The organism is Cocleimonas sp. KMM 6892, assembly GCF_035798195.1.
Taxonomy (GTDB): domain Bacteria; phylum Pseudomonadota; class Gammaproteobacteria; order Thiotrichales; family Thiotrichaceae; genus Cocleimonas; species Cocleimonas flava.
In genome coordinates this window covers 302,373-314,568 of record NZ_JAPFBV010000005.1, presented here as the reverse complement: position 1 = coordinate 314,568, position 12,196 = coordinate 302,373, and the positions used below count along the sequence as shown (strand labels likewise).

The window sequence follows — 12,196 nt, the reverse complement described above, 5'->3', positions numbered from 1 at the left end:
TCCCTCGCTTTTTTTGTGCAAAAATTTTGTAACTTTTTTATTTATCAGTAAAAGTTACTCAAATAAAACTCAACAACGGATTACGGAGACTTCAGTGGATAAACTGACAGAACTCATGCAGCAAGCTCAGCAGCAGCTTGATGCGGCAACTAACCTAACAGAGCTTGATGATGTACGTGTACATTATCTTGGTAAGAAAGGATTAATTACTGGTCAATTAAAGCAGTTAGGTCAGCTTCCTGCGGAGCAACGCCGTGATGCGGGTCAAGAGATCAATAAAGCCAAGCAGGCTTTATCTGAGTTAATCAATGCTAAAAAAGAATCTCTTGAAGCTGATGCGTTGAATCAACGATTAGAAAATGAGAGTTTGGATATTTCTTTGCCGGGTCGCAAAATGGGTGAGGGGAGTCTACATCCGGTAACTCGCACGGCTAAGCGTATTGAAGAAATTTTCATGCAGTTAGGTTTTGGTGTTGAAGTAGGTCCTGAAATTGAAGATGACTATCACAATTTTACCGCGTTAAATATTCCTGATCATCATCCGTCTCGTGCTTCTCACGATACTTTCTATTTTGGTGATGGCACCTTATTGAGAACGCATACATCTCCTGTGCAAATTCGCACAATGGAAAATCAAGAACCACCATTGCGTATTATTGCTCCTGGTCGCGTTTATCGTTGTGATTCAGATGTTACGCACAGTCCGATGTTTCATCAGGTTGAAGGTTTGATGGTAGATAAAGATGTAACCTTTTCAGATCTTAAAGGTATTTTAGAAGCATTCTTTAAAGCATTCTTTGAAGTAGAAGATTTACCTACTCGATTTAGACCTCATTATTTTCCGTTCACAGAGCCTTCGGCTGAAACCGATATACAGTGTGTATTGTGTAATGGCGATGGCTGTCGAGTTTGTGGAAATACCGGTTGGATAGAAGTGATGGGTTGTGGCATGGTGAATCCAGAGGTTTTCCGTCACGTTGGAATTGATCCAGAAGTTTATACGGGTTTTGCGTTTGGCTTCGGTATTGATCGATTAGCCATGCTTCGATACGGTATTGATGATTTACGTAAGTTGTTTGACAACGATGTACGTTTCTTAAAGCAGTTTGCGTGAGGTTGATATAAGCATATGAAAGTTAGTTTAAATTGGTTGCGTGAATGGGTTCAACTAGACGCAACAACAGAAGAAATATCTCACCAACTCATTATGTCGGGAACCGAACTGGATGGAATAGATCCAGTTGCTTCTGCGTTTACAGATGTAAGAGTAGGTCAAATTAAAAGCATTGAACAACACCCTGATGCAGATCGTTTGCGAGTCTGTCAGGTTAATATTGGTGAAGATGAGCTATTACAGATTGTGACGAATGCCACTGTCGAGCTCGAGCAAAAAGTTCCGGTAGCGATGATTGGCGCAGTGCTTCCTAGTTCTGAAGCAGGTGTGAAGCCCCTTAAAATTAAAAAGGGGAAATTGCGCGGTGTTTTATCACAAGGCATGTTCTGTGGTTCAGAAACACTTGGCATGGGAGAAGCTGGTGAAGGCTTGCTGGCAATTCCTGCAGATGCCGAACTGGGTAAAAACTTAAGAGAAATTTTTGATTTAGATGATGTTGTTCTAGATCTCGATGCGACCCCAAATCGTGCAGATTTATTATGTGTGTCAGGTGTCGCTCGTGAGTTAGGTGTGATCATGCAAGCGCCTGTTAGCGAAGTTACTGTTAATGCCGCAGCATTAGATCACGAGCAGGATTTCCCAGTAAAAATCACTGCAGACACACTATGCCAGCGCTATGTGGGTAGAATTATTAGTAACTTAGACGTTACTGTTAAGACTCCTGATTGGATTGTTGAAAAGTTACAGCGTTCTGATATTCGTAGCCTGGGGCCAGTGGTTGATATCACAAACTATGTGATGCTTGAGTTAGGGCAGCCGATGCATGGTTTTGATTTCGATAAACTTAGCGGTGGCATTGATGTAAGAACTGCAGTTGAAGGTGAAAAGCTAACCTTGCTTGATGGTAAAGAAATTACTTTAAGCGCTGATACCATGGTAATAGCGGATGAAGAAAAAGCGCTCGCCTTAGCTGGAATTATGGGTGGAGAAGAAAGCTCTGTTACAGATGATACAAAAAACATCTATTTAGAAAGTGCCTATTTTGTTCCTGAAAAAATCATGGGGAAATCTCGTAAGTACGGATTACATACAGATTCATCTCATCGATTTGAGCGAGGCGTGTCACCTGACTTGCAAGTTAAGGCGATTGAGCGCGCGACACAGCTAATAATTGAGATTTGTGGTGGCGAAGTAGGGCCATTCAATGATGTCAGTGCTAGAGACGATCTACAGCAGCGTGATGCTGTTTATTTCGAGCGCAGACGTATCAAACGTCATCTAGGTATAGAGATAGATGATGCACGCGTTGAAGATATTCTGACGCGTTTAGGTTGTAAGGTTGATTCAGCTGAGAATGGTTGGAATATTACTCCCCCCGTTTTCCGCTTTGATCTGGCTACACCTGAAGACTTTGTCGAAGAGGTTGCTCGCATTTATGGCTACGATAATATTCCTGCGCGTTTACGTCCTATGGAACCTCGTATCGCTAGAAAAGAAGAAACGCTGGTTGATGAGAATACCTTACGTAATATTCTGGTTAACAGAGGCTATCAGGAAGCGATTACTTATAGTTTCGTACCTCCAGAGGTTGAATCATTATTAAGCCCTGATCAAGAGCAGATAGCATTATCAAATCCGATTTCTGAAGAGTTATCGATCATGCGTAGTACCTTGTGGTCAGGATTAATTCCAGCGCTTGATAAGAACGTAAAACGTCAACAATCACGTGTTCGTTTCTTCGAAACAGGTTTAAGCTTTTTAAAGACTTCTGAAGGGTTGAGTCAGAGAAAGAAACTGGCTGGCGCAATTACGGGTAATGTTTATTCTGAGCAGTGGAATGCAGAATCTAGAAGCGTCGATTTCTTCGATCTTAAAGGTGATGTTGAAGCATTGCTTGAGGAAGCAACAGGTCAAACTTTCGAATTTGTGAAGTCTGATCATACGGCATTACACCCAGGTCAATCTGCCAATATAATTTCTAATGATCAGGTTGTTGGTGTCTGCGGAGCCTTGCATCCAGCTGTCGAAAAGGAATTAAGCTTAGATCAGCAAGTATTTGTTTTTGAACTGGATATGGATAATATCTCTCAAAAAGAATTACCTGAATACACCAAGCTTTCACCTTATCCATCAGTGCGAAGAGACCTTGCGTTATTAGTGAATAAAGATGTTCAGTATTCAACGATTGCTAAGGTATTGAATAATTTGAATATTCAACAGATGGTCGATAGCTTTATATTTGACGTTTATTCTGGGGAGAATGTAGATTCAGGACAAAAAAGTCTCGCTTTAGGCTTGATTTTTCAGGATTTTTCGCGCACCCTAGAAGAACAAGAAATCAGTGCCCATGTTGAGAAGATCATGGACGCACTTAAAAATCATACAGGGGCAGTGTTACGATAAATAATTTAAAAGGAAGTGGCATGTAATATCCTTTCCTTTTTATTATATTTCAACATACACCCATTGTTATCTATTGTAAGGAGAGCAGCAATTATGACATTGACGAAAGCAGGCATGGTTGAACATCTGTTTGATGAATTAGGGCTAAATAAAAGAGAAGCAAAAGAACTTGTAGAAATGTTTTTCGAAGAAATTAGAACGGCTTTAGAAGAAGGTCAAAATATAAAATTATCAGGGTTTGGCAATTTCATGCTGCGCGATAAAGCACAACGTCCGGGTAGAAATCCAAAGTCTGGGGAAGCTATTCCAGTCAGTGCTCGTCGTGTTGTCACTTTCCGTCCAGGTCAAAAACTAAAGCAAAGAGTAGAAAAGTATGCTGGAAGCATCCAATAATAAAGAACTACCTGCAATACCAAGTAAACGGTATTTCACTATAGGAGAAGTCAGTAATCTTTGTGGTGTAAAGGCTCATGTCTTACGCTACTGGGAGCAAGAATTTCCTAATCTAAAGCCCATGAAACGTCGTGGTAATCGTCGTTATTATCAACGTGATGACGTTCTTTTGATTCGTCAGATTCGAAGCCTATTGCATGAGCAGGGTTATACCATCAATGGTGCGCGTCAAAAATTATCAGGTGTAGAAGCAGATGATGATAGTGCTAAAGCAAATCAACTTTCTCGTCAGTTAATCACAGAGTTAGAAGAGATTTTAAGAGTACTCAAATCCTAGAAAGTTATTAATTAGTCTGGGTAAGTTTCTGTAATTGCACTAAAACTCAGATGAAATTAGAAAAAGGCACCCCCCTACTTATAGGGGGTTTTTATTGTCCGAAGGAAACGTAAAGGCTTCAGGAAGTAAAAATACACGCCTTTGTTCTTTAAGGTTGTCATGATCATCTAGACCAATTTCAACATAGCATTGCGCTCTATCTTTAAAAACCTCAACTGGGTTTTTCTGTAAATCTATGATGTCTTTGTAATTAAGCTCAGACAGCCAAAGTGTTTTATTAATCGCTAGATATTTCTTATCTGTGTTTTGAATAGTATTCGAATATATCCATGAACCTCGAAGATGATTGTCAGTGGTATCTTCAGGGGAAATTTTTGAGCCTTCAGGATAGAACAATCTTCCCTTTATGAAGCAATGGCGTTCGTCTATTTGCTGGTTTTTTAATACGTCAATTTTATGAGAAAAATACCCTTCGTGGTTATTACTCAACTGCGATTGGTGAGTTAATAAATGGTCTAATTTTTTTCCCAGTTGATCTTTTGTATTGGTGCCAAACCAGCGATATGGGTTTTTATAGGGTTCGGTTCCTAAATAAAATTTCACACAGACTTCCAGATGAATAACCTTGCCTGTCGAAATTTCCTTGATAATAAAGTCAATCTCACCATAAGTGACGCCATCCTCAATAATCTGGATATTCTGTTGAATGAGTTCGTAATTAGGACTAATGCTTAACCAATAGGAAACCAGAGTTTCAAATTTATGTCCCAGTCTTTTACTTTTTGCCTGAGATAGATGTTGTTCTAAAGGTGATGGGTCTTTATCTAATTTGAGTAAAGTCGGCAGACAATCTTGAAATTCGTTTTGGCATTTGTCGTGATCCCACCAATAGGTGTTTTCAATATGACCTGATTGTATTGGTGGGCTGGTAATCACCCACGCAAGGTCCCTAACTAATTTTGTGCTAAAAGTGGGGGGGTGACCTTTCATTGATTAATCATTTGATTATTGATTTTTCTGCCATACAAGAATGCGATTATTCGCTGGCATGGCAATATCATCGACAATCGACATATTATTTTCCTCGGCAAGCTTATTAAGCTTTTCGAAGTCTTTGATACAACTCTTGGGGTCATTATTCTTTAGCCACTGATCAAAGTTGGCGTTGCTTTCGCTGGTGTATTTCCCTTCGTAGTTAAAGGGTCCATACAAAATAAAGTAGCCATTTGACTCTAATAGGGGGCTAGCATGATTGAAGTAATCAACCACATTTTCCCAAGACATAATATGCACTGCATTGGCTGAGAAAATAACATCATAGGTTTCTTCGGGCCATTCATCTGCACTGACATCGAGGGACAAAGGGTCTCGAGTATTATCTAGGCCTGCTTCATCCAGCCACGCTTTAATACCACCGTGGTAGATACTTTGATCGCTTGTTTGCCAGATAAGGTGTGACATCTGCCTAGCTAAGAAAACTGCGTGCTGTCCTGTGCCACTTCCTATTTCAAGTAAGTGTTTTTTATCTTTTAATAGCGGCTTTAAAACGTCGAGTATGACTTGCTGGTTTTGAACACAAGATTCTGAAAATGGCTTCTGTATATGCATAAGCGTTGTCGATTACTTTTCTTCTTGATAGGGAGACTTGAGTGAGTTCATATAAGCTTTAACGCCAGCTTGTTCATGTCTCACAAAGTTTTCAATGGACTCTTGAAACGGTGAATTATTCAGCCAATGGCTAGATCGAGTCAACGTTGGAATAAAGCCTCGTGCGATTTTATGTTCGCCTTGAGCGCCAGGTTCGAATTTTTCTAATTTATGTTCAATACAATATTCGATACCTTGATAGTAACAGGCTTCAAAGTGAAGTTTGTCTATTTGTTCTATACAGCCCCAATGTCTGCCATAAAGTATCGTATCACTCGCGTACATCAGTGAGCCTGCTATACATCGAGCTTTGTCCGTTTGATTATCTTCTGTAGGTTGTGAAACATCATCGGCTAATACCAGAATCACTTGATCGGGTAAGGACTGTGCGACTTCTTTGAAAAATCCTTCATTCAGTGTCGCTGTTCCATACTTTTCAGCAAACGTTTGTTCATAGAATCTTGAGAAATTTTCCCAGTCTTCATCTGTTGCTGTATGGCCATTCAATACACGCAAATTAACCGCTTGTTGTTCAACTCTGCGACGTTCTTGTCGAATGTTTTTACGTTTCTTGGGTGTCAGCTTTGCCAGAAAATCATCAAAATGAGAATAGTTTTGGTTATGCCAATGAAACTGGCAATCATGGCGGGCAAGGAGTCCGTAATTTTCCAGCCAATCCTGTTCATCACTATTTGCAAAAAGACAGTGAAAGCTACTATAGTTTTGTTCTCCGGCAAATTGTTTGATCGTCTCTATCAAGATAGGGTAAAGCTCGTCTTTTCTATCTGCTTGGCATAGTAGGCGTTGACCACTAGCCGGTGTATAGGGAATTGAAGAAACTAATTTGGGGAAATAGGGGATGTTGTTTCGATGATATGCATCTGCCCATGCATGATCGAAGACAAACTCACCATAGGTATTGGTCTTTGCATAAAGAGGCATTGCGGCGAGTAGTTTTTCATCTTCATAGATGGCTATATGGCAAGGGTGCCAACCGAACTCTTCGCTCGCACATCCATGAGTTTCTAAGGCCGATAAAAATTCATGGCGTACAAACGGGTTATTATCCTTAACCAATGTATTCCATGCTTCGCGAGGTATCTGCGATATTCCTGAGTGAATGTTTATCTGCATTAATTTATTTTAGAAGTTATTATCTATCTGGTTACAGTATGAAATATAAGGACTATTTTCGAAATTGAAAGAGTATCATAGCTACCAATCTGAAAGTGAAAAGAAGCATAAGAAACGGGGTATTTTCTCACGTGTCTTGAGACTCTTTGCGCAAGTCACATTGCTTTCGGTACTATTATTATTTGCTGTGCTATTAGTATTTCGCTGGGTGCCTTTACCCACATCATCGTTCATCTATAAACAAAATTCTCTCGCATCTCATTCTCCTGAGATTTATGAAGCAGCCGAATACCAGTGGGTAGATTGGGATAGCATCCCTCCGCATCTTGCCTTGGCAGTTGTTGCAGCGGAAGATCAGCGATTTCCCAATCACTGGGGGATAGATACCATTGAGTTGAAAAAAGCGCTGGCGCAAAACAGTAGAGGGAAGTCTCAACCGCGTGGTGCTAGTACGATAACTCAGCAAACGGCAAAGAATCTATTTTTATGGAATCAACGAAGTTATCTGAGAAAATTGATTGAGGCGGGTTTGAGTTTGTCACTGGAAATTGCATGGCCCAAAAAACGAATTCTAGAAGTGTACTTAAACATTGCGCAATTTGGTGATGCTATATTTGGCGTAAAAGAAGCAAGCCGAATATTGTTTGATAAAAAAGTGCAGAACTTATCAATAGAAGAATCTGCGATGCTTGCTGCAGTATTACCTAAACCCGCTATTTCTAATGTGAATGACCCCAGTCCATCATTACTTAAACGTCAGAAGTGGATCTTAAAACAAATGAAGCAATTGGGCGGTACTGATTATATACGTAAGCTTTAGTTCGTTTTCTTTCAGTAAAAGCCAGGCGTAAAAAAGGAGCTATAAAAGCTCCTTTTTAGTTTCTGCATTAAGGTCAATTTAGGTTGCGTTGATCCATTGTCCGTTTGCATTTTTACAGGCTCTGCCATGTACTTGCTGCATACGACCGTCAATCCAGGCATCCATTACGTAATCACGACACTGGGTGGGTTGCCCATTTACATTACCTTCGTATTTATTGATGGGTGTAAATTCGTAATTGGTTTTGGTATTTGGATTGTCCCAGGCCACTTTTTGATTATTGGGTGCTGTTTCCAATGATTGATTGATTCTGCGTTGATCTTCCTGATCTAATCCACGACCTACGTTACCACCGATCATGCCACCAACAACCGCACCGATCACTGTCATGGCAGTTTTACCATTGCCTTTACCAAACTGATGACCAACAACGCCACCAAGAACAGAACCAGCAATAGCACCTTGTTGTTCTTTGCTGGTATTGCTGCAACCACTGACAACCAATACCGATGAAAATACAACAGCCAGCATCGCTGTGGCAGGTTTTATACATAATTTATTATTCATGTTTACCCCTTATAAGTATTCTTAGTTAAAGTCTTCGGAATATTAGATTCCTAACTTCACTATAAGTTCCAACAGAAGTAATGGACCATGACCTATATCAGGTTTTCTTTATGTTTCAGCGTTGTTTCAACGTTGTTTTTACTGTGATTCTACTGTTATTCTACAAAGGCTCTCCTATGTGTTACCTATGCTCCTCTTAAATTTCCTGCATTACATAGGATTTCATAAGGGATGGTTTCGGCCTTTTCTGCGACAGTGTCGACACTGAGATTTTTTCCCCAGAGTTCAGCCCAGTCACCAACCTTGATTGGGTTTTCCTTATGATCGTCTGCATTCACGACAATCATATCCATAGCCACACGACCGAGTAATTCAGTCGTTTTTCCGTTGATCCAAACAGGAGTGCCACTTGCTGCATGCCTCGGGTATCCATCGGCATAACCGCAGGCAATCACTGCAACTTGCATATCTTTAGGGCATTGCCATGTGGCAGAGTAACCAATACAGTCACCTTTTTTTAAGGCATGTACAGAGATGACAGGTGCTTCAAAGGTCATCGCAGCCTGCAAATCAAAAGAGTCTCTGTCTTTGTCTTTATCAGTAAAAGGAGAGCTGCCGTACAGCATGATGCCAGGACGAACCCAGTCTGCATGTGCGTCTTTCCAGACTAGAACGCTCGCTGAATTACTGAGACTCTTGGGTGCATTTATTCCTTCGCAAGCTTTGTTAAAAGTACTTATCTGATCCTGTGTTGTGGATTTATCCGGTTCATCAGCGCTTGAAAAGTGAGTCGCTAGCATCAGGTTGTCAGGATTTACTTGAGGGTGATTTTTTAACTTAGTGAAAAGTTCATGGATGCGCTCGGGCTGAAAGCCTAGTCGATGCATGCCAGAATCGACTTTCAAGGTAATGTCGAATTTATGCTTTTTTGAATATTGATCGAGTAGTGTTAATTGACGTTCTTCATGCACCATCAATCGTAAGTTTAAATCTGCCGCGATATTCAGGTCATCATTGTTTTGGTGGCCTTGAAGAATTTTGATAGGTAAATCTATGCCGCCTTCGCGTAGAACTACTGCTTCAGGAACACAGGAAACCGCAAAAGCATCCGTATCCGGGTAGAGAATGCCTGCTGTTGCTACTGAGTTGTGGCCGTAGGCATTGGCTTTTATGACAGAGAAAACTTTAGAGTCTGGTGCGCATTCTTTGGCACGTTTTAAATTATGCTGTAAAGCTTCTGGGTGAACGGTAATGCGGGCGGAACGTTTCATAAGCTACTTCAATAAAATATTAGAACAATGTGATTAGAAAGGGTTAGTTCTCAGGTGCGTAAATATCAGGCATAAAATTATCAAAACGGGTGTATTTACCGGTAAAGGTTAAACGAACTTTACCAATCGCACCTTGACGTTGTTTGCCGATGATTACTTCGGCCATGCCTTTGTCTGGGGTGTTTTCGTCATACACTTCGTCACGGTAGATAAACATGATTACGTCAGCATCCTGCTCGATCGCTCCTGATTCACGTAAGTCAGACATGATGGGGCGTTTGTTAGGGCGTTGCTCCAAACTACGATTCAACTGGGATAGGGCGATCACTGGGCATTCCAGTTCTTTTGCGAGTGCTTTCAGGGATCGTGAAATTTCTGAAATTTCGGCGGCACGGTTATCTGATTTTGCGCCGGTTTGCATTAACTGGATATAGTCGAGAACAACTAGCCCCATATGTCCATGCTCACGATGCAGTCGACGACACTTTGCACGAACTTCTGTGGGAGACATAGCAGCAGTATCATCAATAAATAACTTAGTCTCACCAAAGGCTTTTACTGCCATGCCGATGCGAGGCCAATCTTCTTCGCGAATTTTACCGTTTCGAATATCATTTAACGGAACGCGCCCCATTGAGGCAAACATTCTCAAGATCAATTGTTCCGCGGGCATTTCCATACTGAATATGGCGACTGGCTTTTTGTCATTTACCGCTATGTATTCTGCGAGGTTCATTGAGAAGGTCGTTTTACCCATGGACGGACGACCAGCGACGATAATCAAATCACCCTTTTGTAAGCCAGAAGTCATACCATCAAGATCGGTATAGCCAGTTGAAGCACCGGTAAGGGCATCTGTTGATTTACTTAGCTCATCGATTTTTGCTAGCGTCGATTTAAGTAAATCTTTGATGGTGTGGAAATCTTGTTTTCGGTTGCCTTGTTCGGCGATTTCGAAAACTTTCTTTTCAGCCTCATCAAGTAGCTCTTTACTTGGTCTATCGCCAGCATTAAAAGCTTCTTCGGCAATTTCTGAACCGATACTGATCAGCTGGCGCAATACCGATTTTTCTCGCACGATATCGGCGTAGGCTTTAATGTTAGCCGCACTCGGTGTGTCTTTCGCGAGCGTACCCAAATACGCAAGACCACCTGCATTTTCAAGTTCGTCTCTGTCCTTTAACCACTCGGATAGGGTAATGACATCACGAGGTTTGTCGGTTTCGGCTAAAACGGCGATTGAACGAAAAATGAGGCGGTGATCATGACGATAAAAATCATGTTCGGTAATGATGTCCGCAATTTTATCCCACGCCATATTTTCCAGTAACAGTCCACCAAGTACAGATTGCTCTGCTTCGATTGAATGAGGGGGAACTTTTAAATGTTCTACGGCTGAATCTTGAGTGAGGATGGCTGACATGGTGTTAGTTTATCTTGGATAGCGTTTAATAGTTAGTACCAAATCTTATGGATTGATTGGTCATAAGCTGTGGATAATATGTGTTTAACTTATTAGGGGCGAATCCATAAATAGTCAATCTATAAACGAAAGGCACCCCCCTACCTACAGGGCTTTTTTTCTGAGTATTTTATAGCGAGTCTTTATTTCATGCCACGGCTTTTCTTGATCGTGTCGTATGCCGTCTGAATTTCTTGAGATCTTTCAGTGGCTTCTTTAATCATTTCCTCAGGAAGGCCTTGGCCCATCAACTTATCGGGGTGATATTCGCGTACGAGGCGACGGTAGGCTTTTTTGATTTCAGCATCAGTGTTGTCCTCGGAAACGCCCAAGGCTTGATAAGCCGCACTGATGGCATTGACAGAGGTGTATCCACCCGCGCCAGAACTCTGTCCACTGTGTTGATATTGACCGCCCGAGAATTGATCCTGACCATGAATCATCGCCATTAATTGTTCGAAAGCCTGTGGTGAATAGCCAAATTGTTGCGCGATAGATCGCAGTAATTCAGTTTCAGCCTGGTCCAGTTTTCCATCAGCAATAGCCACTCGTATCAAATAAACCATGACCATTTGCTTCATGTTTGGAGAGTTGGCATTTACCTGGTTGAATTCCTGAATCAGGGGAGTGATATCGAAGTCTGATTTGGCTCCTTCCTGAAAATGATTGATCGCACGTTTACGATTCTCGGCACTCATATTGAGTTGTTTCATGAAGGTTTCAACGTGAGCGATTTCTTCTTCAGAAACACGACCGTCCGCTTTCGCCAGTTTCCCCATTAATGTGAAAACGGTTTTAAAGAAAGCGGCTTGTTTATTGGTTTTTATTCCGGTGATACCGCCAACATTACCAAAACCACTGAGTTGCCCTATGAGTCCGCCTGAGAGTTTGAAGCTGATAAAGCCACCAACAAGAAGCCCGATAAAAGCCATAAAAAAGCTGTCAAAAACAAAGTAGAACAGTACTGCTGTTATATATTTAATAAATTTCATCGTTGAATCATGGTGGTTTATAGGGGGTTATCAAGCACTGGGGTAGCTAAAGCCGA

At 41.2% G+C, this 12,196-nt stretch carries 12 protein-coding genes; 5 read left to right on the top strand and 7 right to left on the bottom strand.

Annotation, left to right across the window (positions count from 1 at the left end; translation table 11 throughout):
• Positions 1-94 precede the first annotated feature (94 nt).
• The 4 genes from pheS (at position 95) to OO007_RS15305 (ending at position 4,247) form a co-directional block, all read left to right on the top strand.
• Positions 95-1,114, top strand: a complete 1,020-nt coding sequence (gene pheS, locus OO007_RS15320) for a phenylalanine--tRNA ligase subunit alpha (protein ID WP_131906960.1) — start codon at positions 95-97, stop codon at positions 1,112-1,114.
• 15 nt (positions 1,115-1,129) lie between these two features.
• The gene (pheT, locus tag OO007_RS15315; RefSeq protein WP_325809455.1) at positions 1,130-3,517 is read left to right on the top strand and encodes a phenylalanine--tRNA ligase subunit beta; all 2,388 of its coding nucleotides are present in this window, start codon (positions 1,130-1,132) and stop codon (positions 3,515-3,517) included.
• Between the two features lie 93 nt (positions 3,518-3,610).
• The gene (locus tag OO007_RS15310; protein ID WP_131906958.1) at positions 3,611-3,910 is read left to right on the top strand and encodes an integration host factor subunit alpha; all 300 of its coding nucleotides are present in this window, start codon (positions 3,611-3,613) and stop codon (positions 3,908-3,910) included.
• A complete protein-coding gene (locus OO007_RS15305; protein ID WP_131906957.1) occupies positions 3,891-4,247 on the top strand; it encodes a MerR family transcriptional regulator in 357 nt (118 codons plus the stop codon). Before OO007_RS15310 ends, OO007_RS15305 begins: the two co-directional genes overlap by 20 nt.
• Before the next feature lie 78 nt (positions 4,248-4,325).
• Here the strand turns inward: OO007_RS15305 and OO007_RS15300 are convergent, their stop codons facing one another.
• From OO007_RS15300 to OO007_RS15290, 3 genes are read right to left on the bottom strand one after another with little or no spacing between them, the layout of a single operon-like run.
• A complete protein-coding gene (locus OO007_RS15300) occupies positions 4,326-5,237 on the bottom strand; it encodes a DUF1853 family protein (protein WP_325809454.1) in 912 nt (303 codons plus the stop codon).
• A 15-nt stretch (positions 5,238-5,252) separates the two neighbouring features.
• Complete coding sequence (locus OO007_RS15295; RefSeq protein ID WP_325809453.1) at positions 5,253-5,855, bottom strand: DUF938 domain-containing protein; 603 nt, start codon at positions 5,853-5,855, stop codon at positions 5,253-5,255.
• Between the two features lie 12 nt (positions 5,856-5,867).
• On the bottom strand, positions 5,868-7,028 hold the full coding sequence (locus OO007_RS15290; RefSeq protein WP_325809452.1) for a GNAT family N-acetyltransferase: 1,161 nt from the start codon (positions 7,026-7,028) through the stop codon (positions 5,868-5,870).
• A gap of 64 nt (positions 7,029-7,092) precedes the next feature.
• Here OO007_RS15290 and mtgA point away from each other — a divergent pair, with 64 nt between their 5' ends.
• Positions 7,093-7,848, top strand: coding sequence for a monofunctional biosynthetic peptidoglycan transglycosylase (gene mtgA, locus OO007_RS15285; protein ID WP_325809451.1), 756 nt, complete (start codon positions 7,093-7,095; stop codon positions 7,846-7,848).
• A 78-nt stretch (positions 7,849-7,926) separates the two neighbouring features.
• Here the strand turns inward: mtgA and OO007_RS15280 are convergent, their stop codons facing one another.
• From OO007_RS15280 to djlA, 4 genes are all read right to left on the bottom strand, one after another.
• Complete coding sequence (locus OO007_RS15280; protein WP_325809450.1) at positions 7,927-8,415, bottom strand: glycine zipper 2TM domain-containing protein; 489 nt, start codon at positions 8,413-8,415, stop codon at positions 7,927-7,929.
• A gap of 185 nt (positions 8,416-8,600) precedes the next feature.
• A complete protein-coding gene (gene alr / locus OO007_RS15275; protein ID WP_325809449.1) occupies positions 8,601-9,686 on the bottom strand; it encodes an alanine racemase in 1,086 nt (361 codons plus the stop codon).
• Positions 9,687-9,729: 43 nt separating this feature from the next.
• Entirely contained in the window at positions 9,730-11,109 is a 1,380-nt protein-coding gene (dnaB, locus tag OO007_RS15270; RefSeq protein ID WP_131906950.1) for a replicative DNA helicase, read from the bottom strand.
• Between the two features lie 182 nt (positions 11,110-11,291).
• Positions 11,292-12,140, bottom strand: a complete 849-nt coding sequence (gene djlA, locus OO007_RS15265; protein WP_325809448.1) for a co-chaperone DjlA — start codon at positions 12,138-12,140, stop codon at positions 11,292-11,294.
• Between the last annotated feature and the right edge of the window lie 56 nt (positions 12,141-12,196).